Raw genomic sequence first — 22,058 nt, forward strand, 5'->3', positions numbered from 1 at the left:
CGAAACCACCACATTAACCCCGGCACGGCAGCTGCCCGGCTGATCGTTCACGCGTCGCGTCGCCGGAGCAGCAGGCCGCCACCCAGCAGTGCGGCGCCCGCCCATGCGGCGAGCACGCCCAGCCCCGGCCACGGACCGATGGGCAGGCTCGGAATGCCGACGGTGGCCTGGATGGACAGTCCGGCGCTCGCCGGTGACACCTGCAACAGGAACCGCTGCCAGTCCGGATCGTTCGTCATGAGGGTCACGACCTGCGGCAGATAGAGCAGCCCGAGCACGATGCCGACGGCCGCCACCCCTTCCCGTACGGCGACGCCGACGCCGAGGCTGAGCGCGGCGACCAGCGCGAGATAGAGCACGGAACCGGCGGCCGCGCGCAGCGTGGGCCCGTCGGCGAGCGACAGCGCCGAGTAGCCGTGCGCGGCGGTGAATCCGTTGCCGGGCAGGATGAGCCGCCCGGCAAGCACGGACGCGAGCACGGCGACGGTTCCCGCGGCCAAGGTGAGGCCGATGACGACGGCCGCCTTGGCGGCCAGGAAGACGAGACGGCGCGGCATCGCCGCGAGACTGGTGCGGATCATGCCGGTGCCGTATTCGCCGGTGATCGCCGGCACGGCCAGGAGCGCGACCACGGCCTGCCCGACCTGGACCCCGGCGAGGCTGAGCTTGGCGGCGTCGCTGCCGCAACCCGCCCAGGGGCAGGTCACGGCGGCGCTCGCCGCGACGCCCGTCATCACCGTCACGACGACGAGTGCGGGCGCCCACCAGCCGAGCCCGGGCAGGCCGCGCAGCTTCGTCCACTCCGCGTGCAGTTCCCGTCTCATGCGTCCCTCCTGCGCATGCGGAGGACGGCAAGGGCGAGCGCGAGCGCGGCATAACCGCACAACACGGCGAACCCTGCCCACGGCGGGAGCGGGTAGTAGCCCGCCTGGGGCGAGTAGTCGCCGATCACCTGCGGGTAGTCCGGGATGCTCTGCTGGACGGCGAACCCGGCGGCCGGGGTCAGCCGCAGCAGCCACCGGGACACCTCCAGGGGCAGCACGGACGCGGTCGCGAGGACGGCGGGCACCACGACCACGACCATCGCGGTGACGGCGGCCGCGACCCCGCGCCGGAACAGGGCGCCCAGGGCCAGCGCGCCGACAGCGGCGACGGCGAACAACGCCGCGGTGCCGACCATGACGCGTAACTCGGTCAGGAGACTCACGGGGAGCACGTAGTTGCCGTTCGAGCGCAGTATCCGCGTGGCCGGAGGAACCGTGACGACAGCCGCGACCAGCCCTGCGGCGAAGGCGAGCACACCGATCACGAGGGCCTTGGCCGCGAGCGCCCGGCCGCGCCGCGGGCTGGCGAGCAGCGTGGTCCGGATCAGGCCTCGCCGGTATTCGGCGGTCACGAACATGACCGCCACGATCATGACCACGATCAGGGCGACCAGGCCGCCGGTGAGCGTGTGCTCGATGCTCTGACCCGCCTCCTGCCCGATCGGCGCGATGTCTCCGGAGCCGGTCACGGTGAACGTTCCGCCTGACGAGACCACCCCGGCGGGTTTGTGTTCCTGCTCCCATTGGGTCGTGCCGCTCTGCCCGATCTGGTCGTCGCTCCACACGGTGCCGGGCGGTGCGCCCCGCAGGTCGACGTTGTCGAAGACGGCGGTGGCCTGGGTGAATCGGGCCTGCGCGATGCTGCCGCCCACAGCGTTGGGCTTGACCGTCAGATCGGCGGGAGAGGTGACGAAGAGCCCTGCCTGCACCGTGGCCGGCAGCCCCGGCAAGCGGACACTGCCGATCGTGCTCCAGTGGACGCCGTCCGCCGACTCGTAGCCGGTGATCGTGTCGCCGGAGCGGGTCAGCCGCAACCACGTCGGGGACGCGGCCGAGGCCGGTCTTCCTGCCACGTCGTGGGTGAAGTCGTGCTGCATCCGCACCCCGTGATGCCCGGTGACCATCACGGCGGCGTACGCGGAGCCCTGCCGGGTGCTCTCCTTGATGATGATTCCGGCCTTCGCCCATGGCACGAGACCGTTGACGATCTGGTCGTGGTTGGGCGGCGGGTAGGTGATGATGCCGGTCATCCCGGTGACGCGGGCGGTGATGCCGCCCCCCTCGCCCAGTGGCCGGTGCATGAAGGTGAAGCTGTCACTCACCGCCTCCCCGCCCGGCCCCAGCGGTACGGCGGGGCACGGGACGACCTTGGGGCCGTCGCTGCACGACGAAGAGTTGCCCGCCGCGGAGAACAGGCCGAGCGCGATGACGACCGGTGCCACGACCGCCATCGCGGCCACCCACCCGCGGACGGTGCGGAACTTGGTCCATTCCGCGTGCAGAAGTTGCGCGAAACCGTCGCGTGCCCCGCGTACGGCCGAGCGGTACGGCGTGACGACGGTCATCGCGCCCCCTCCCGATCCGTGCCGGGCTCCAGAGGCGTCATGGCGGCGCGGAACTCGACCGCGTCACGGGTGAGCTCCATATAGGCCTCCTCCAGCGTCGCGCGATGAGCGGCGACCTCGGAGAACGGCACCGCGTGCCCGTTGAGCAGCTCCACGATGCGTCCGGCCGCAAGACCGGAGACGGTGAGCGTGTCACGGTCGACCGCGGCCACGGTGGCGCCCGTGCCCGCCAGCACCGTCATCGCCTCCGGCCGGGCGGTCGTACGCAGGGTGACCCGGTCACGGGACGCCGCCGCGATCAGCTCGGCCACACCGGCGTCCGCGACGACCCTGCCGCGTCCCACCACCACGAGATGGCCCGCGGTGTCCTGAAGCTCACTCATCAGATGGCTGGACACCAGGACGGCACGGCCCTCGGCGGCCAGCGACCGCAGGAAACCGCGGATCCACACGATGCCCTCGGGGTCGAGACCGTTGAACGGCTCGTCGAGCATAAGCACCGGCGGATCGCCGATGAGTGCGGCGGCGATCCCGAGCCGCTGCCGCATCCCGAGCGAGAACCCTCCCGCTCTGCGCCGGGCCACCGAACCCAGCCCGACCTGCTCCATCACCTCGTCGGCCCGGCGGCCGGTCAGCCCCTGCGAATGGGCCAGCCACAGCAGATGGTCGCGTGCCGTACGGCTGGGCTGCAGCGCGGCGGCGTCCAGCAGCGCCCCGACGTGGCTAAGCGGGCGCCGCAGGCTCGCGTACGGCCGGCCGCCGACGAGCGCGCTGCCCTCGTCGGCCGTGTCGAGACCGAGGACGACCCGCATCGTCGTCGACTTTCCCGCTCCGTTGGGTCCGACGAAGCCGGTGACCCGCCCCGGTCTCACGGCGAAGGTCATCCCGTCCAGGGCCATGGTTCGGCCGAATCGTTTACGCACGCCGATGACGTCGATGGTCGCTTCCATGCGAGGCAGGCTAGGCACCGGACACCGGGCGGGTCGTCACCCCATGGAGCCATCTTCGCCGTCGCGGGCGCAGGTGACCTCCCGTCCCCCACACGAGGGATGCGTGCAATGTCCACATGTCGCCAGAATGGGTCCGTGAACCGAGCGCACGACCGGCACGGTGGGCGGGCCGCCGGAGCGTGGCGCCTCGCCGCGGCTCCCTCCGCACCCGTCGTGGTCGCTGCGACGGCGGGGCTGCTCGCGGTGATCGAGTCGATCGTCCATGCGGGGAGCCGGCTGCCGCCGGGGAGCGCGCCCACTCCGCTCTATTTCGTGGCGTTCTGCCTGGTCGGGCTGGCCACCACACTGCCGCTGGCCTTCCTGTGGTCGCATCCGGCCGCCTCCGCCGTCGCCGTGTGCGTGGCGGTGACGGCATCCCTCGTGGTCGTGCAGACCCTGACCGTGGCCGGTGCCGCAGCGCAGCTGATCGCCGGATATCGGCTCGGGAGGTCCGGCGGCTCGGCACTCGCGGTCCTGCTCGCCGTGCCGTACCCGGCGCTGGCCCTGATCGGCTCTCCGCACGTCCTCATCCTGCTCCTGGCCTCCCTCGCCCCGGCGGTGGGCCTGGCCGGGATCGCCTCGCGGGCGCGGGCCGAGGCCATGGAGAACCGGGCGGCCCAGCAGGTCGTCGCCGACACCCTGCTGGAGCACACCTTGCGCGGGGAGCGGGCGCGGATCGCCCGCGAGCTGCACGACGTCGTCGCCCACCACATCTCCATGGTGGCGGTGCAGGCGGAGACGGCCCGGCTGACGACCCCGGGCATGCCGCCCGCGGGCGCCGAGCGGCTTTCGGCGATCGGCGACACCGCCCGGGCCGCGCTGACCGAGATGCGGCGGCTGCTCGGCGTGCTGCGTGAGGACGCGGAGCCGGTCTCGGTCAACGGTGCGGTGGCGGGCCCCGCGCGGCGGCCGCAGCCCGGCCTGCGGCTGCGCGAGCTCAACGAGCTGCTCGACGAGTCGCGGGAGGCGTCGGGGACGGCGACCCGGCTCATCCTCCGCGGCTCGCCGGTCACGCTCGACCCCGGGGTCGAGCTCGCGGCCTACCGCATCGTCCAGGAGGCGCTCACCAACGCCCGGCGGCACGCGCCGGGCGCAGCCGTCGACGTGGAGCTGCATTACACGGCCGGCGCCCTGCGCCTGATCGTGCACGACAACGGGCCCGGCCCATCCGCGGCTCCCGCGGGTCACGGGCTTTCCGGCATGCGTGAACGCGCCGCGGCCGTCGGGGGCGAGCTCCGCACGGGTCCCGCGGAGGGCGGCGGATTCCTCGTCGAGGCCCGCCTGCCGGGGAAGGACGCGATGTGAGCGCCCCCGTGGTCCGCGTCGTCGTCGCCGACGATCATCAGGTGGTCCGCACGGGTTTCGCCGAGTTGCTCGGCACCCAGCCCGACTTCGACGTCGTCGCGACCGTCGCCGACGGGGCCGAGGCCGTACGGGTCTGCGGTGCGTTGTCGCCCGACGTCGTGCTCATGGACGTGCGCATGCCCGGCATGGACGGCATCGAGGCCACCCGACGGCTCTCCGGCTCTCCCGGGCCACGCGTGCTCATCCTGACGACCTTCGACCTCGACGAGTACGTCTACGACGCGCTGCGCGCGGGAGCCAGCGGGTTCCTGCTGAAGGACGTCACCGCCGAACGGCTCTTCGACGCGGTGCGCGTCATCGCCGCCGGAGAGGCGCTGCTCGCGCCGGCGGTCACGCGCCGCCTCATCAGCGAGTTCGCCAGGCAGCACCCCCGGCCCGACGCCGCCTCCTCGGCGGCGCTGGCCGCGCTCACCCCGCGCGAGACGCAGGTGCTGCTCCTGGTCGCCGAGGGCCTGTCCAACCCGGAGATCGCGGCCCGGCTGACGGTCACAGAGGAAACGGTGAAGACCCACGTGAGCCGGGTCCTCGGCAAGCTCGGGCTGCGGGACAGGACGCAGGCGGTCGTCGCCGCCTACGAGAGCGGGCTGGTCGTCCCGGGCGCCCGCAAGGCCCGATAGGCCGCGGCCTCAGGGGTGATTACTCATGCGCGATTGAGTAGTCGCGCTCACGACCCGCCCTACGGCCCTGCCGAGCATGGGTATATGACACGAAACGTACAGCCTGCCCGTACCACCACGACCGCGTTCTACGTGCAGGCCATCCTCTCCTTCGGCATCTCCATCACCGCACTCGGGCTCGGAATCGCGTGGCTTCCGGTGACAGGCTGGGTCCGCGCTTTCCTGAGCATCGGGTTGCTCTATGTCGTGACCTCCGCGTTCACGCTCGCCAAGTGCGTGCGGGACCGGCAGGAGGAGGACAGCCTGGTCGGCCGGGTCGACCAGGCCAGGCTCGACAAGCTGCTGGCGGAGCACGACCCGTTCAAGGTCGACTGATCGGCCGGGGCCGCGGGCGCGGCCCCGGTGAACGAACCCCACAGCACCGCCTTACGGCCGGCCCGTCAGCCCACACGCCGTGCTGCGGGGATTCCTCCTTCTGGGGTGTCGCGGAGCAGCCAGACGGGGTTGGAGAGGGCGAGGACGGTCCCCGCGCGATCCCGCACCTCGACTCGGACGAACCGGGGTGCGGTGGTGTTGATGGGCAGGTCGACGAACCCCTGGACGGCCCACGCGGCCGACGGCATCTCGGTGAAGGTGGTGCCGGGTTCGGGCTTCGACGGCCCGGCGAGGTCGACCGTACCCTGCACGATGCGCACGACGCTGTCGGCCGGAAGGCCGGTGAGGATGGCACGGACGGTGCGGGTCGCGGCGGTCGAGACGGTGACGGACCCCATGGGGGCGGCTCCGTCGACCTGGAGGTCGATGACGCCGGAGAAGCGCGCGGGGTCGCCGAAGTAGACCCGCCCCGCCGACAGGCTGCCGAGCAGGTCGGCGAGTTCTCGGCTGGGCGCATGCGCCCACGTGACGAAGTTGGACTTCTGGCCGAGCCAGTCCTGTCCGGAATGGTCGTCGCTCACGCCGGTGCCGGTGAGGAACATCCCGTTGCGGGAGCAGACGTCCCACAGCTGCGAGTGCCGGTCGAGGTCGACCCCGCCGCGGCTGGGGTAGCCGACCTCGAGGATGTCGCAACCCATGGCCCGGTCGGCGAGAACGGTCTTGGCGACCGAGGCGCGCATCGCGTCCTGCTGGGCGGGCGGGAGGTTGGCCGGGGTGGAGGTGCCGAAGGGGTGGTTGTAGGAGGCGAGGCCACCCATCGACTGGATCATCGAGACGATGGCGAGCCCGGCGGCGGGATCGGGGTCGGCGGTCGGCGTAGGCTTGGCGAAGGTCGGCATGGTGATCTTGGGGCCGAACCAGTTGACGTGCGTGGGCTTGACGAGGGAGACCTCCAGGCCCTGGTACTGGCGCACCGCCGGGAACTTCGCGGAGTAGCCGGCCATCAGCGCAGCCTGAACCTGCAGGACGGCGTCGTCCGAGCGCGCCGGGCGGGAGATGCGAAGCAAGTCGAACCATCCGTCGGCGAGACGCTCCTTCTCGCTGACCGCTCCCAGGGTCAGGGCCAGCATCGCGGCGTCGCCGCTTTCCAGATCCGGCCAGAAGCGCGCGATGTCCTCGGCCGGAGACATCCGCAGCGTGGTCCACTCCCCTTGCCTGGCCGGCAGGTGCACCACGGCGTTCAACCCGGTGCACGTGCGGGACTTGCCCTCGGTGCCGTTCACGATGTAGGTCAGCGTGTACTGGCCCGCGGGCCGGCCCGCCGTCGCCGGCCGCCAGCTGGTGGTGACCACCACGGCGAGGTAGGCGTGCGGCGACACCTCGGCGGGGAAGACGTCGACCTCGATGGTCTGGTCGTACAGCGACCGCTGCAGCACCGTGTTCGTGGCGTCACCCGAGATGCGCACCGCCGCCGCGTCACGACCGGCGGAGGTCGCCGAGAGCCGCACCGAACCAGGCGTGGACGCGTCGGCAGGAGATGCCATCGCCTTGTCCCAGAGGACCTGTGATGAGGCGAGGGTTCCTTCGCGCTTCTCCGTCCACGAGCAGGCCACGCCGTTCACCTGCTCTGACGGGCCATTCATGTGGAGCACGCCGGGGTAACCGTGCTCGGCCATGCGGAAGTCGTGCTCGGTCCACCACATCACGTCGATACCGGTGCGGGTGGCCTGTTCGAGGTGGCCCTGCATGCTGCCGGCGCCCTCGCTCCAGGAGGCGTGAATGTGCATCGCCATCGAGATCGGGCGAGCAACGAAGCCGTTCGTGATGTCGGCAGCAAGCGCGGGCTGAGGCCCCAGCGCGAGACGCCCGGCTCCGAGGGCGGTGACCGCCGCCGTGGCCTTCAACAGATCGCGCCGTGATACCGGGCTCATCATGCTCCTCCATCCTCGTGGTACAAAACCTGACAAAGATGTCGTTCATGAATGAATCGGACACGGCGATCCGTAGAAGCACGTCGCAAGTTGTGGTGAACGCGCGCGATGTCCACGCCCCGGGCTTCCGTGTCGCGACCCCGACCAGGGGTGGCCCACCGCGCCCGTCACGGTGGGGTCGAGCCGCATACGGCCGGCCACGCTCCGATGTTTCCGTGGATTTGGATATCGTTCATGGAATAGATGCATATTGTTGGCCGTTCTGATCACACGGAACGATCACGGCGAAGGGCTTGATGCCCGCGCGGTACGCGCGATCCCCCTCCGGGGAGCCACTGCCAGGCACGCGGACATCGAGGAGAGTCCCTTTTGCGTCCTTCCATCACCGATCACGTCACTGATGTCGTCTGGGACACGCGCGCCGTGTTCCTGTCGGGCGAAGCGGCCGCCCCGCCGAGGACCCTCGTGGACGTCCTGGACCGTACGGCACGGCGTCACCCCCATGCGCTCGCACTCGACGACGGCCACACGCGGCTCGACTACCTCGGTCTGCGGGCCGAGGTCGACCGCATGGCCGACGAGCTGCGCGCGGCGGGAATCGGCCCCGGCGACCGCGTCGGGGTGCGCCGCCCGTCCGGCACCGCCGGCCTCTACGTCGCGATCCTGGCCGTCCTGACGGCCGGGGCCGCCTACGTCCCCGTCGACGCCGACGACCCGGACGAGCGGGCCGAGCTGGTCTTCTCCGAGGCGGGCGTGTGCGCCGTCATCGGGGAGACGATCACCGTCTCGGGCACTCCCCACGGCCGCACGGGACCTCCCGGCCTGGACGACGACGCCTGGATCATCTTCACCTCCGGGTCGACCGGCAAGCCCAAGGGCGTCGCGGTCACCCACCGGAGCGCGGCCGCGTTCGTGGACGCCGAGGCCCGGCTGTTCCTGGCCGGCGACCCCATCGGCCCGGGCGACCGGGTGCTCGCCGGCCTCTCCGTCGCGTTCGACGCCTCCTGCGAGGAGATGTGGCTGGCCTGGAGGCACGGCGCCTGCCTGGTGGCCGCTCCTCGTGCGCTGGTGCGGACCGGCATGGATCTCGGCCCCTGGCTGGTGGACAAGGGCATCACGATCGTGTCCACAGTGCCGACACTGGCGGCTCTGTGGCCGGCGGACTCGCTCGACCGGGTCCGCCTGCTGATCTTCGGTGGTGAGGCGTGCCCGCCCGAGCTCGCCGAGCGCCTCGCCGTACCAAGCCGGGAGGTCTGGAACACCTACGGCCCCACCGAGGCGACCGTCGTGGCCTGCGCCGCACGGATGTCGGGTGAAGGGCCGGTGCGCATCGGACTTCCGCTCGACGGGTGGGACCTCGCCGTCGTCGGCCCCGGCGGCGAGCCCGTCGCCATGGGCGAGACCGGCGAGCTCGTCATCGGCGGCGTGGGCCTGGCGCGTTACCTCGACCCGGCCAAGGACGCGGAGAAGTACGCCCCCCTGCCGTCGCTCGGCTGGGAGCGGGCCTACCGCAGCGGCGACCTGGTCCGCGCCGAGGCGGAAGGGCTGATCTTCAACGGCCGGGCGGACGAGCAGATCAAGCTCGGCGGCCGGCGCATCGAGCTGGGCGAGGTCGACGCCGCGCTGCAGGCGCTTCCCGGCGTCTCCGGCGCCGCCGCGGCGGTCCGTACGGCAGGCGCGGGCAACCAGCTCCTCATCGGCTACGTCGTCGCGACCGACGACTTCGACCAGGAGACCGCGACGGGCCTGCTGCGGGAGTCGCTGCCCGCCGCGCTCGTGCCCCGCCTGGCGCTGGTGGAGGGCCTGCCGACCCGTACCTCCGGCAAGATCGACCGGGACGCGCTGCCCTGGCCGCTGCCCACCGCGGAGCCGTCCGGCGCGCCGGACGCCGAGCTGACCGCGACCGAGCGGTGGCTGGCCGGGCGCTGGGAACAGGTCCTCGGCGTCACCCCGGCCGAGCCCGGCGCCGACTTCTTCTCCGAGGGCGGCACCAGCCTGGCGGCGGCACGGCTGGCGTCCGCGCTGCGCGCCGAGTATCCGGCCGCCGCCGTCGCCGACATCTACGACCATCCGACGCTCGGCGGGCTCGCGGCCCGCCTGTCCGCTTCACAGGCCATGAAGGTCGCCACCACCGACCGGGTCGTCGCCCCCATGCCCCGGCGGGCGTCCGTCGGCCAGGCGGCGCTGATGCTGCCGCTTCTCACCGTCGGCGGGCTGCGCTGGCTGACCGCGCTCGCCACGCTGAACAACCTCATCTCCCTGCCCTGGGCGCCGACGGTCTCCTGGGGCTGGGTGCTGGCCGGGTGGCTGCTGTTCTTCTCCCCCGCCGGGCGCATGGCCATCGCGGCCTGCGGTGCCCGGGTGCTGCTGCGCGGGCTGAAGCCGGGAAGCCATCCCCGCGGGGGCCACGTGCACCTGCGGCTGTGGTTCGCCGAGCAGCTCGCCGCCCGCCTGGGCGTCCCCGGCCTGTCCGGCGCCCCGTGGGTGACCTACTACGCACGGGCGCTCGGGGCGCGCATCGGCCAAGACGCCGACCTGCACTCCCTGCCTCCGATCACCGGGATGTTGCGGCTGGGCGCCAACGCCGCGGTCGAACCCGAGGTGGATCTGAGCGGCTACTGGTACGACGGCGACCGCGTCCACGTCGGTGAGATCCGCATCGGCTCCGGCGCCCGGGTGGGTTCGCGCTCGACCCTGCTCCCCGGCGTGAAGATCGGCAAGAACGCCCAGGTCGCCCCCGGATCCGCGGTCGCGGGGACCGTGCCCGCCGGTGAGCGGTGGGCGGGGGCACCCGCCGTACGGCAGGGCAAGGCGCGCAAGCCTGAAGACCGCCCGGCGCGCACCGGCCGCTGGCTGGCCGTTTACGGCGTGTCGGCGCTGGTGCTGAGCCTCCTGCCGGTGGCCGCCGCCGTCCCCGGCATCGCGGTGCTGGTCGCCTTCCTGCGCGGCAGCTCCTCGCCGCTGGTCTCCGCGATGTACGGCGTGCCGCTCGCGACGCTCGCCTCGATGGCGGCGTTCGCCCTGGCGATCTTCCTGTGCGTCCGGCTGCTCGCCCTCGGGCTGCGCGAGGGAAGTCACCCCGTCCACAGCCGCCAGGCGTGGCAGGCATGGGCGAGCGGCCATCTCATGGCCATGGCCCGCGTGTGGCTGTTCCCGCTCTACGCGAGTGTGCTTACGCCGTCATGGCTACGTGCTCTCGGCATGAAGGTCGGCCGTGACGTCGAGTTGTCGACCGTGCTGGCGTTGCCGTCGATGACCTCGGTCGGGGACGGCGCGTTCCTCGCCGACGACACCATGGTCGCGCCGTACGAACTCGAGGGCGGCCGCCTGCGGATCGCGAACGCGCGCATCGGCAAGCGGGCCTTCCTCGGCAACTCCGGGATGACCGCCCCCGGCCGCAAGGTGCCCAAGGACGGCCTGGTCGGCGTCTTGTCGGCGACGCCGAAGAAGGCCAAGGTCGGCTCGTCCTATCTCGGCATGCCCCCGGTCAGGCTGCGCCGTACGGTCGAGGGCGGCGACCGGGCCCGCACCTATGATCCGCCGCTGCGGTTGAAGGTCGCGCGTGCGGCGGTCGAGCTGTGCCGCGTAGTCCCCGCCATGGCCACCGTGGCCCTCGCCGTGCTCGTCCTGGCGGCCTTCGAACGGCTCTCCATCACGTACGGCTTCGCCGTCGCGGGGCTCCTCGGCGGGGTGGTCCTGCTCGGCGCGGGCGTGGTGGCCGCGGCGGTCGCCAGTCTGGCCAAGTGGGCGATCATCGGCCGCATCCGCGCAGGCAACCGCCCCCTGTGGAGCTCGTTCGTGTGGCGCAACGAGCTGGCGGACAACTTCGTCGAGGTGCTCGCCGCACCGTGGTTCGCCGAAGCGTGGCTGGGCACCGCGCCCCTCAACCTGTGGCTGCGCTCTCTGGGCGCGCGGATCGGCCGCGGGGTGACCTGCGCCACCTACTGGCTGCCCGAGGCGGATCTGATCACGCTCGGCGACGGCGCGAGCGTCAACCGCGGCTGCGTGTTACAAACCCATCTGTTCCATGACCGGGTCATGAGCATCGATACGGTGGTTCTCCACAAGGGAGCGACGCTCGGTCCGCACGGGGTCGTCCTGCCTGCGGCCACGGTCGGGGCGGACACCACGGTCGGGCCGGCGTCCCTGGTGATGCGCGGCGAGTCCGTGCCGCCCCAGACCCGCTGGTTCGGCAACCCGATCGTGGCGTGGGCTCCCTCGGAATGACGCTGCCCGACTGATACCGCCCGACTGATGCTGCCGACTGATGCTGGAAACCAAACGGAACGTGAGCGTGCACGACCGCTACTTCGCCAGGCACGGCGACGAGAACCACCGGGTCGATCATTACGACCTGACGCTGGACTACCGGATCGGCCCCAACCGCCTGGACGGGGTCGCCCGGCTGACCCTGGTGGCCGTTGAGCCGCTCAGTCTGCTCAGGCTGGATCTCGGTGCCTTCCGGGTCTCCCAGGTGCTCGTCGACGGAGAGCGTGTGCCGTACACGCACCGGGAGAACAAGCTGACGCTCTCGGCCGGGCGGCCACTGGAGCCGGGCGAGGCGGTCGTCGCCGAGGTCAGGTATTCGGGAAGCCCCCGCCCGGTGCGCAGCCACTGGGGTGACCTCGGATGGGAGGAGCTGACCGACGGCGTCATCGTGGCCAGCCAGCCGATCGGCGCGCCGTCGTGGTTCCCGTGCAACGACAGGCCGGGGAACAAGGCCTCCTACAGGATCTCGGTCACCGCCGCCTCGGCCTATCAGGTGATCGCCAACGGGCGTCTGGTCTCCAAGAGCAGGGCCGCGTCGGGGACCACCTGGGTATACGAGCAGGACGAGCCGATGGCGACCTATCTGGCGAGCGTCCAGATCGGGCGCTACCAGAGGGCCGAGCTGCCGGGTACGGTCCCCCAGTCGCTGGCCTTCCCGGGGCGGCTCGCCGCCCAGGTGAAACACGACTTCGGCCGCCAGGAGCACATGCTGGCCGTCTTCGCGGAGCGGTTCGGGCCCTACCCGTTCGACGCGTACAACGTCGTCGTGGTCGACGACGAACTGGAGATCCCGATCGAGGCGCAGGGCATGTCGATCTTCGGCAGGAACCACGTGGACGGCCGCAGGCGCAGCGAACGGCTCGTCGCCCACGAGCTCGCCCACCAGTGGTTCGGCAACAGCCTGACCCTGGCCGACTGGCGCGACATCTGGCTGCACGAAGGGTTCTCCGCCTACGCGGAATGGGTGTGGTCGGAGGCCTCCGGCGACGAACCCGCGGGCGAGCACGCGCGGCGGTGGCACCGCAGGCTCGCGTCGCTCCCCCAGGATCTCGTGCTCGCCGATCCCGGCCCGGAGAACATCTTCGACGACCGGGTCTACAAGCGGGGAGCCCTGGCCCTGCACGCCCTGCGGGGCACGCTCGGCGACGCCGCGTTCTTCGCGATGGTCCGCGAATGGACGGCCGCGAAACGGTACGGCGTGGTGACGACGCGCGAGTTCATCGGGCACGCTCAGCGTTACGCCCACCGGCCGCTCGACACGTTCTTCTGGACCTGGCTGTACGACGCCCGGCTTCCCTACCTGCCCTAGCCGCGAATCGATCAGGGCTCCTCGACGGCCTCACACCGGCCCGGTAGGAACCCGTCAGCGGTAGCGGAAGCCGTCCAGAAAGCGGCGGAAGAGGCCGCCGACCCGGGGCAGGGGTTCGCCGGGCGGCGGCGCGACCGCGCGTTGCCGGGCGATGGGCTGGTCATAGTCGGTCCGCGCGATGGCGTCGACGACCTGCCGCTCGTCGAAGTCCTCCGACCCCTCGATCTGGGGCACATAGCCGACCAGCATGCCGTTGCGCATCACCTGCGCTTCCAGACCGGCCGTGCCGTCGGTGTCCCAATCCGCTTCACGGCCGTCGGGCAGGGTCACCCGTATGCCGAACTGATCCACGCCGACCCTGGCCAGATGGCCGTTGATGCCACGTTCCCGCAGCGCGTCGACGACGCGTCGTGCCCGGTTCTCATCCATCTCGTCCAAGATATCCGCCGCCGTCACCAGGTGTGACGGCGGCGGATCTCGGATTTCGCGCTCAGGAACCCGGTGGGCGCCACATCGGGAACATGGGCGGGCCGTCCGGCAGGATCAGCGGCGTGCCCAGGTCGCTGTACCCGTGACGCAGGTAGAACTCGCGGCTGCGGGCGTTGCTCGCCTCCAGGTACGCCGCCACACCCGACCCGTCGAGCGCGGCGTGGTGCTCGGCCAGCAGTCGGGTGCCCAGACCCTGTCCCTGCCGTTCCGGCACCACGGCGAGGAACGCCAGGTAGTGATGCGGATCATGAGGATGGTGCTTGGCCATCTCCGTATCGAGCTGGGCGAGACGTCTCGAGTGCCGTCCGGCGAACGCGGCCACGCGCTCCGCCTCGCCGGGGATCTCTGGCGGCGGTGTCCCGTCGTTGTGGAACCACACGGCCACCGCCGACATGTCGTCCGTCGCGTAGACCTCACCGTGTGCGAGGGCGTGCTCGGTGAGCATCGAGAACTGGGCCGGCAGGACGCGCCGCCGGTCCTCGTCCGGCGGGACGAGCCAGGTCGAGACCGCCAGGTCATGGAAGGACTCGGCGATGACCGCGCCGACCTTCTCGGCCGCTCCGGCGGCGTTCTCGACGCGGGCGATGCCGGTCGTCATTCCTTCTCCCCCTCCGCCGCGGCGCCCGTACCGATCTTGGCGTAGATCTCCGGCCGACCGGCCCGCAGAACCAGGCCCCACACGACGCCCAGCGCGATGGCGACGAAGTAGACCCCGGGCAGCACCCAGCGGAGCGGAGAGTCGGGGGCCACGCCCAGCACGGTGTCGAAGTTGACCAGGGCCAGTGCCAGCACGACGACCAGCAGCACGGCGGAGATGGCGGGGGCGGCCTTGGTCCGCCACGTGCTCTCGCCGCCGGGGTTCCTGGCGAAGAAGGCGAACACGGCGACCGACGTGGCCGCCAGCAGCAGCAGGATGCCCAGACCGCCGAAGGCCCCGACGGTGAAGAAGAGCTGGACGAGGGGATCCATGCCGGTGGCCGCGTACAGGACGATGACGGCCAGCCCGACCACGCTCTGAGCGATCGAGCCGGCGGCCGGGGCTCCGGTGGGCTGCGCCGTGCGGCCGAAGACGGCGGGCAGCACCCGCTCCCTGCCCAGGGCGAAGATGTAGCGGGAGGTCGTGTTGTGGAAGGCGATCAGCGCCGCGACGATGCTGGTCACGAACAGCACCGAGCCGATCGTCGCCACCGTCGAGCCGAGGTACTCGCCTGCCAGCCCGAACAGCAGTCCCGGCCCCTGCTCCCGTGAGGCCGCCGCGACCTTGTCCGATCCGACCGGCACCGTCAGCGCCCACGACGACAACGCGTACAGACCGGCGATGATGGCCAGCGCGGCGAAGGTCGCGACCGGCACCGTACGCTTCGGGTCCCTGGTCTCCTCGGAGAAGACCACCGACGACTCGAAGCCCGAGAAGGCGGCCACGCAGATCGCGATCACTCCGCCGATGCCGGGAACGAACAGGCTCGACGGGCTGAAGACGTCGAGGCTGTAGCCGGACGCCGCCGGGTGGAGCAGGTCGGCCACGTCGAACACCACGACGACCGCGATCTCGGTCACGAGAAGGACCGACAGCACTTTCCCGTTCACGTCGACCCGCATGAGGCCGAGCACCCCGGTGAGCGCCCAGACGACCAGCGCGATCACCCACCAGTCGGGGTTGATGCCGAACCAGTCGGCGAGCAGGGGCTGGGCCGCCGAGCCGATCACGCCGTACAGGCCGACCTGCAGGGCGTTGTAGGCGAGAAGCGCGACCCAGGCGGTGGCCACGCCGACCGGGCGGCCGAGCCCTTTGGCCGTGTAGGCGTAGAACGCCCCGGCGTTGACGACATGCCGGGCCATCGTCACGTACCCGACGGAGAACACGGCGAGGATCGCGCCGAGCAGGATGAAGGCCAGCGGCACACCGGTGACACCGGTCGCGGCGTAGGCGGTGGTCACCACGCCCGCGACGACGGTCAGCGGCGCCGCTGCCGAGATGACGAAGAAGACGACGGAGGGAACGCCGAGGCGGTTCCCGGCGAGGGCCGTCGATCCGGCACTCGCCCGTAGTTCGGTTTGGGACATCACAGCTCCGCGGAATTTGGGGGGTGATTTCAGCGGTGGAGGCTGATGACGGCTATGGTGCGGATGCGACCCTGCGGCAGGGCGGTTCGGTAGGGGATTTTGCGACCGTTGATGGTGAAGCGCGGATCATCGGCCCCACACGGTTGGTGATCGTAAAGCGATTTGTCGCGCATGTCACCAGTGGCCGTGATTTCGCCGGTCTCCGATCCGTCGAACCAGATCAGCGAATGAAGGCCAGCGACGCGTTGTGCCCGCCGAAGCCGAACGAATTGGTCATCGCCGCCGTCCACCCGCCCTGACGCGGCCCTCCGATGACGACATCGAGCTTCACCTCAGGGTCGAGGTCGTCCACGTTGACGGTGGCGGGGACGACGCCGTCGCGGAGGGCGAGGATCGTCGCGATCGCGCCCATCGCCCCCGCGGCCCCGCACATGTGCCCGGTCATCGACTTGGTGGCGGTGACCGCCGGATGCGTGCCGAGCGCCTTGGTGATCGACAGGGTCTCCGTCAGATCGCCGCTCGGGGTGGAGGTGGCATGCGCGTTGACGTGCCCGACCTCGAGCGGGCTGAGCTCCGCCGAGGCCAGGGCGAGCCTCATCGCGCGCACCTGCCCGGCCGAGTCGGCCGCCGTGATGTGGTGGGCGTCGGACGTGGTGCCCGCGCCGGCCAGCGTGGCGTGCACCCGGGCGCCACCCTGGCCGACACGAGCCGCGGCGAAGCCCTCGCGTTCCAGCACGACCACCGCGGCTCCCTCGCCGAGCACGAATCCGTCACGCCCGGCGTCGAACGGCCGGGAAGCCTCCTGCGGGGCGTCGTTGCGCCTGGACAGCGCCCTGGCCTGCGCGAAGCCGGCCAGCGTCAGCGGGTGCACGCACGCCTCCGCCCCACCGGCGATCACCACGTCGGCGCGGCCGAGCCGGATGAGGTCCAGGCCCATCGCGATCGCCTCGGCGCCGGACGCGCACGCGCTCACCGGCGTGTGCGCGCCACCCTTGGCGCCGAATTCGATGCTGACTGTGGCTGCGGGGCCGTTCGGCATGAGCATCGGCACCGTGTACGGTGACACCTTCTTCGGCCCGTCCGCCTCCATCAGGTCGTCCTGAGCGAGCGTGGTCAGCATGCCGCCCACCCCCGTGCCGATGACCACCGCGAGGCGTTCGGGCTCGACCTCGGGCGCGCCCGCGTCCGCCCACGCCTGCTGCGCCGCGACGAGGGCGGCCTGCTGGCAGCGGTCCAGCCTCCTGGCCTTGACCCGGCCGAGCACCTCGGCGGGATCGACACGCATGCGCCCCGCGATGCGTACGGGCAGATCGTGTGCCCAATCGTCCTCGATCAGGCTGATGCCGGATCGCCCCTCGAGCATGGCGGCCCACGTGGAGGCCACATCTCCGCCCAGCGGCGTGGTGGCTCCCAGCCCGGTGACCGAAGCACCCGTCGTCATGCCGTCCCCCTTTTTCGTCGGTGAAGGCGCCGTCGATGCGCCCCACGTCAACGCTGCCAGGGCCGCCGACAGCCGGGCAGGTGACGTGATCAACGAAAATGGCGCGGGAGATTTGTCGCCGATGCGCTGATCACCATCGCGCCGCCGGCGATTCCGGACCCGATGATCGGCACGGCGTGGCACGACCGGCGGCGACCGCTCGGCCAGCAACTGATCATCGCCCCTTTCAGGACAGATCACCGCGGACACGTCACCGCTCGATCAGTCAAGGTTCACCGCAACGTGAATCGCAGGTGCACGCCGGCGAGCGCATAAAGATCCTTCTCAAGCCAAAGTTCCCCCCCTCGTGGCATCCCATTGATCGAATATGCATGGTCGGGTGACACGGTCATGTCCGCCATTTCGGACATGACCGGAAAGAGCCCTCAAAGACCATGAGTAATCCCGATGCCTCACACCCCACCTCGGGCCGGCTGAACCGACGTCACGTTCTGGCCCTGGGAGGCCTGACAGCAGCCGCGATCGTCGGCGACGCGGCCACCAGGCCGCAGCGGGCAGCGGCCAGCCCGCCCTTCTTCGACCACCCGTTCAGCCTAGGCGTGGCCTCCGGCGACCCCCTGCCGGACGGCGTCGTCCTCTGGACCCGCCTCGCCCCTGATCCACTCGCCGAGGACGGCAACGGCGGCATGCCCGCGGAGACGTTCGGGGTCCGCTACGAGGTCGCCGAGGACGAGAAGTTCGCCCGGATCGTCCGCCGCGGTGCGGTCGAGGCCACGCCGGAACTCGGTCACTCGGTACACGTGGAACTGTCCGGGCTGAAGCCAGCCCGGGAGTACTTCTACCGGTTCCGGTTCGGGCCGACGATCAGCCCGGTCGGCCGTACGAAGACGGCACCCGCCTTCGACGCGTCCGTCGAACGGCTACGGCTCGCCGTCACGAGCTGCCAGAACTACTCGAATGGCTACTTCCCCAGCTATCGCGACATCGTCGCCTCAGACCTGGACCTGGTCGTTTTCCTTGGCGACTACATCTATGAGGGCCCCGGCCCCAGCACCATCGGCCGCTCTCACGTGCCGGCCAAGACGATCACGACGCTGGCCGACTACCGGATCCGGCACGCGCAGTACAAGGCCGACCCGCTGCTGCAGGCCGCCCACAGCACGTTGCCCTTCCTCGTCGTCCCCGACGACCATGAGGTGACCAACAACTACGCCGGCGACACCGGCGGCGGCCAGTCGGGCGAGGAGTTCCTCGCCCGACGCGCGGCGGCCTATCAGGCGTATTACGAGAACATGCCGCTGCGGCGCTCGTCGCTGCCGGTCGGTCCGGACATCCGGCTCTACCGGCGCGTACGCTTCGGCGACCTCGCCCTGTTCCACATGCTCGACACCCGGCAGTACCGGTCCGTGCAGGCCAAGTGGAGCGCCGCCACCGCCGTCAACGGCTACTCCCCCGGTGAACTCGACCCGAACCGCACGATCCTCGGCGACGCGCAGGAGCAGTGGCTCCAGGAGGGTCTGGCCACGTCGACCGCCCGCTGGAACATCCTCGGAAACCAGACGAAGTTCGCGCCGTACGACCGCAGAGTCGGACCCGGCCTGGACTACAGCGGCACGGACAACTGGGGAGAAGGCTACGTCGCCGACCGCGACCAACTGCTCCAGTACATCGCCGCGCACCGGCCGTCCAACCCGGTCATCATCACCGGCGACGCGCACAAGAACTGGGTGTTCAACCTCAAGGCCGACTTCAACGACCCGAACTCCGAGACCGTGGCCACCGAGTACCTCGGCACGTCGATCAGCAGCGGCGGCGACGGCAACCCCAACTCGACCGTGTACGGCCCCACCACGGACAACCCGCACATGATGCTCCAGAACGGGCAGCGCGGTTACATCCGGGTCGAGGTCACGCCGGAGCAGTGGCGGGCCGAGTTCCGCGTGTCCGACAGCGTCTCGGTCCCGGATGCTCCGCTGTACACCCTCGCCACATTCGTGACCAACAACGGCACGCCGGGCGCACGGCGGCTGTAAGCGGTTCCGCACCACCCGCCGGCGTGTCCGGGCTCAGCGGTAGCCCGTCACGTCGGCGGGCTTGCCCGCGTCCTGGACCTCGACCATGTAACGCCACGCGTCAGGCCGGCTGCCGTCGATGTCGGTGAAGCCGTAGACCTTGGCGAGTTGCCCGCTGGACAACGACTGCCCGTTCCAGCGGTGCACGCCGGGGTCGGCGGCGAGCGCCACGACGGCACGCCCGACGTAGGAGGGCGACTCCGAGATGGCGAAGTGCGGCTGCGCCGTCAGCGCGTCCCGCCAGTTGTCCTCGGTGACGCCGTAGGCATCCAGCATGATCTCGGAGCGCATCCAGCCCGGCGTCAGCGACACCGCGGTCGCGCCGTGTGAGGCCAGTTCTGTGGCCTGGGCGAACGCCAGCCGGTTCACCGACGTCTTGGCCAGGTCGTAGAAGAAGGAGACGCGGTAGTGCTCCGCGTTGTAGTCGGCGGTGCCGTCGTTGATCTCGACGACGAGGCCGCCCGGGTTCCTGATGAGCAGCGGCAGCGCGTGGTGGCTGGTGATGATGTGCGTGTCGACGGCCAGACGCAGGATCCGCAGACCCGTCTCCAGGTCGTGCTCCCACAGGGGCTTGTCCCAGCTGAACATCAGTTCGCCGCCCCAGATGTTGTTCACCAGCACGTCGAGACGGCCGTGATCGCGGTCGACGCGCTCCACCAGGGCACGGACCTGCTCGGACTCGAGGTGGTCGACCTGGACGGCGATCCCCTCGCCGCCGGCGGCGTTCACCATCTCGGCCGTCTCCTCGATCGTCTCCGGCCGGTCGATCTCCGAGCGGCGCCCGCGAACGCTGCGCCCGGTGACGTAGACGGTCGCTCCCGCCGCCCCGAGTTGCACCGCGATGGCCCGGCCCGCGCCGCGTGTGGCACCGGCGACGAGTGCGATCTTCCCTTTCAGTGATTGGCCCATCGCGTGATGCTGACACAGGCGACCGACAAAAAACCGTCAGCCGCCGTAGCCTCCCGGTCCCGGCCCTGTTCTTCCGAAGCCGTAACCGGGGGTCTGGCGCAGGGTCTGAGTGCGGGTTCGGTCCTTCGCGATCCACTCCGCGACCTCAACCTGCTCGGCCGCTACAGCTTCACCGCCTCCGCCTCCGCCTTACGTCCCTTGCGGGATCCGGACGCATCGGAGCTGGACGAGGACGACGGCGGAGCGTCAGAAGCTCACGAGGGCGCTGATCGGCTCGCGGCCGCCGCCATCACCTACATAGGGCGGGTGTGGACGCCGATGCCGCCGGAGACGATCAGATTGTCGCCCGTTATGAGGCTGGCGCCGTCGGATGCGAGGAAGGCGACGGCTTCGGCAATGTCGGCAGGGGCTCCGACGCGGCCGAGGGGAACGCCTTCGCCCCAGGAGGCGATCGTGTCCTGGGAGATACCCATCTTGCTGTACGCGGGGGTGTTGACCAGGCCGGGGCTTACCGCGTTGACCCGGATGCGGCGTGGTGCGAGTTCGATGGCCATGGAGCGCACGAGAGGCAGCAGAGCTCCCTTGGCAGCGGTCATGGCGGCGCCGAGTCCCTCGCCGGCGCCGACGGTGAACACCACGGACGCGCCTTCGTTCAGCAGGGGGAGCGCCTTTTGAAGTGTGAAGAAGTTGCCCTTGACGTTGATGTTGAACAGGGCGTCGAAGGCGGCCTCGTCGATGGACTCGATCGGGCCGGGCCGAGAGATGCCCGCGTTGAGGTAGAGCAGGTCGAGGGAGCCCAGGTGCTCGCGCGCCTGGTCCACGGCCTGGTCGATGTCGGTCAGGGAGCCGGCGTCGGCCTCGACAGCGATGACGTCTCCGGGAAGGCCGGCGCCATCGATGTCGCCGAGGCCGGTGACCATGACGCGATAGCCGCGCGAGTGGAGGAGTTCTGCGGTGGCCTTGCCGATCCCGCTGGTTCCGCCGGTGATGAGTGCTGTCTTTGCTGTCACGGTTGTTCTCCTTGCTGATCGCGCGGGGGCGCCTCCAGCCCTGTCGCCGTAGTCGGAAAGGAACTGGTAGGCAAAGCGCCGTGCAGGTGCCCGGTGCCGCTTCCACGACAGCGTACGCCCGGTTGGCAGCGACTGCCAAACCGCTTGCGAATGCCAGATTGGCAGGCAAGGCTAAGCTGATGACATGACGCAGGGAACACAAGGCAAAGGGGCGACTACGTCCACGCTGTGGGATCGGACGCGGCAACTGGCCGCCCAAGAGATCCTCCAAACCGCGTTGCGCCTGTTCACGCAGCAGGGGTACGACGAGACGACCATCGCGCAGATCGCCCGCGAGGCCGGCGTCTCCCAGCGCACCCTCTTCCGTTACTTCGGCACCAAGGAAGACCTCATCGGCGGCAGCGAGGAGGGGTTCGTCACCCTCCTGACGGAAACCGTCCGCAAGCAGCCCGTCGATGCCGGCGCGTGGGAGGCGTTGCGTGCCGCATTCAAGGCCGCGCTCTCCCTCCATACAAGTCCCGAGCAGGCGCTAGAGCGCTTCCGCTTGGTGCACCACACCGACTCGCTGCGCGCCGCCTATCTTGGGAAGCGCGTGCGCTGCCAGGAGGAGCTACTGCCACTGCTCGAAGCCAGACTGGCGCCCTCGGGGACGGACAGAGGGCAAGCCCGCGCCATCGTTGCGACAGCGTTCGCGTGCTTCGACGCCGCCACTGCGACGTGGCTCGAGGGCAACGGGCAGGGCGACATTCTTGACCTGTACGACGAGGGCCTGGCTGCGGTACGCAGCTAGCGTTCTCACAACGGTCGAGCAGGGTGACCAGCGTGCGCA

Annotated in this window: 17 protein-coding genes; 7 read left to right on the top strand and 10 right to left on the bottom strand. The window is 70.7% G+C overall.

What is annotated here, in order from left to right; genetic code table 11:
* Positions 1-47 precede the first annotated feature (47 nt).
* From Pth03_RS02600 to Pth03_RS02610, 3 genes are read right to left on the bottom strand one after another with little or no spacing between them, the layout of a single operon-like run.
* Entirely contained in the window at positions 48-824 is a 777-nt protein-coding gene (locus Pth03_RS02600) for an ABC-2 transporter permease (RefSeq protein ID WP_203942428.1), read from the bottom strand.
* Positions 821-2,389, bottom strand: coding sequence for a DUF1349 domain-containing protein (locus Pth03_RS02605; protein ID WP_203942429.1), 1,569 nt, complete (start codon positions 2,387-2,389; stop codon positions 821-823). The genes Pth03_RS02600 and Pth03_RS02605 overlap by 4 nt, the downstream gene beginning before the upstream one ends.
* Positions 2,386-3,339 (bottom strand): ABC transporter ATP-binding protein, encoded by a 954-nt coding sequence (locus tag Pth03_RS02610; RefSeq protein WP_203942430.1) that lies wholly within the window; start codon positions 3,337-3,339, stop codon positions 2,386-2,388. The genes Pth03_RS02605 and Pth03_RS02610 overlap by 4 nt, the downstream gene beginning before the upstream one ends.
* Positions 3,340-3,474: 135 nt before the next feature.
* Between Pth03_RS02610 and Pth03_RS02615 the strand changes: the two genes are divergently transcribed.
* From Pth03_RS02615 to Pth03_RS02625, 3 genes are all read left to right on the top strand, one after another.
* A complete protein-coding gene (locus Pth03_RS02615; protein ID WP_203942431.1) occupies positions 3,475-4,683 on the top strand; it encodes a sensor histidine kinase in 1,209 nt (402 codons plus the stop codon).
* The gene (locus tag Pth03_RS02620) at positions 4,680-5,360 is read left to right on the top strand and encodes a response regulator (protein WP_239118706.1); all 681 of its coding nucleotides are present in this window, start codon (positions 4,680-4,682) and stop codon (positions 5,358-5,360) included. Before Pth03_RS02615 ends, Pth03_RS02620 begins: the two co-directional genes overlap by 4 nt.
* An 84-nt stretch (positions 5,361-5,444) precedes the next feature.
* Complete coding sequence (locus tag Pth03_RS02625; RefSeq protein WP_203942432.1) at positions 5,445-5,735, top strand: YiaA/YiaB family inner membrane protein; 291 nt, start codon at positions 5,445-5,447, stop codon at positions 5,733-5,735.
* 65 nt (positions 5,736-5,800) lie between these two features.
* Here Pth03_RS02625 and Pth03_RS02630 read toward each other — a convergent pair whose 3' ends face one another.
* On the bottom strand, positions 5,801-7,669 hold the full coding sequence (locus tag Pth03_RS02630; RefSeq protein WP_203942433.1) for a twin-arginine translocation signal domain-containing protein: 1,869 nt from the start codon (positions 7,667-7,669) through the stop codon (positions 5,801-5,803).
* A gap of 366 nt (positions 7,670-8,035) precedes the next feature.
* Here Pth03_RS02630 and Pth03_RS02635 point away from each other — a divergent pair, with 366 nt between their 5' ends.
* The gene (locus Pth03_RS02635) at positions 8,036-11,893 is read left to right on the top strand and encodes a Pls/PosA family non-ribosomal peptide synthetase (protein WP_239118707.1); all 3,858 of its coding nucleotides are present in this window, start codon (positions 8,036-8,038) and stop codon (positions 11,891-11,893) included.
* A gap of 40 nt (positions 11,894-11,933) precedes the next feature.
* Positions 11,934-13,244 (top strand): M1 family metallopeptidase, encoded by a 1,311-nt coding sequence (locus Pth03_RS02640; RefSeq protein WP_203942434.1) that lies wholly within the window; start codon positions 11,934-11,936, stop codon positions 13,242-13,244.
* 54 nt (positions 13,245-13,298) lie between these two features.
* Here Pth03_RS02640 and Pth03_RS02645 read toward each other — a convergent pair whose 3' ends face one another.
* The 4 genes from Pth03_RS02645 to Pth03_RS02660 form a co-directional block, all read right to left on the bottom strand.
* Positions 13,299-13,673 carry a hypothetical protein gene (locus tag Pth03_RS02645; protein WP_203942435.1) on the bottom strand — a complete coding sequence of 125 codons (375 nt, stop codon included), beginning with the start codon at positions 13,671-13,673 and terminating at the stop codon, positions 13,299-13,301.
* Positions 13,674-13,734: 61 nt separating this feature from the next.
* Positions 13,735-14,331, bottom strand: coding sequence for a GNAT family N-acetyltransferase (locus Pth03_RS02650; RefSeq protein ID WP_203942436.1), 597 nt, complete (start codon positions 14,329-14,331; stop codon positions 13,735-13,737).
* Positions 14,328-15,797, bottom strand: coding sequence for an APC family permease (locus Pth03_RS02655; protein ID WP_203942437.1), 1,470 nt, complete (start codon positions 15,795-15,797; stop codon positions 14,328-14,330). Before Pth03_RS02655 ends, Pth03_RS02650 begins: the two co-directional genes overlap by 4 nt.
* A 220-nt stretch (positions 15,798-16,017) precedes the next feature.
* Entirely contained in the window at positions 16,018-17,238 is a 1,221-nt protein-coding gene (locus Pth03_RS02660; protein WP_203942438.1) for a beta-ketoacyl-[acyl-carrier-protein] synthase family protein, read from the bottom strand.
* Between the two features lie 434 nt (positions 17,239-17,672).
* Here Pth03_RS02660 and Pth03_RS02665 point away from each other — a divergent pair, with 434 nt between their 5' ends.
* Positions 17,673-19,271, top strand: coding sequence for an alkaline phosphatase D family protein (locus tag Pth03_RS02665; protein ID WP_203942439.1), 1,599 nt, complete (start codon positions 17,673-17,675; stop codon positions 19,269-19,271).
* A 33-nt stretch (positions 19,272-19,304) separates the two neighbouring features.
* Here the strand turns inward: Pth03_RS02665 and Pth03_RS02670 are convergent, their stop codons facing one another.
* Positions 19,305-20,219 carry an SDR family oxidoreductase gene (locus Pth03_RS02670; RefSeq protein ID WP_203942440.1) on the bottom strand — a complete coding sequence of 305 codons (915 nt, stop codon included), beginning with the start codon at positions 20,217-20,219 and terminating at the stop codon, positions 19,305-19,307.
* 293 nt (positions 20,220-20,512) lie between these two features.
* Positions 20,513-21,229, bottom strand: a complete 717-nt coding sequence (locus tag Pth03_RS02675) for an SDR family NAD(P)-dependent oxidoreductase (protein WP_203942441.1) — start codon at positions 21,227-21,229, stop codon at positions 20,513-20,515.
* 184 nt (positions 21,230-21,413) lie between these two features.
* Here Pth03_RS02675 and Pth03_RS02680 point away from each other — a divergent pair, with 184 nt between their 5' ends.
* Complete coding sequence (locus Pth03_RS02680) at positions 21,414-22,019, top strand: TetR/AcrR family transcriptional regulator (protein ID WP_203942442.1); 606 nt, start codon at positions 21,414-21,416, stop codon at positions 22,017-22,019.
* The last annotated feature ends 39 nt before the right edge of the window (positions 22,020-22,058 follow it).

Origin of the sequence: Planotetraspora thailandica (assembly GCF_016863335.1) — a bacterium.
GTDB lineage: Bacteria > Actinomycetota > Actinomycetes > Streptosporangiales > Streptosporangiaceae > Planotetraspora > Planotetraspora thailandica.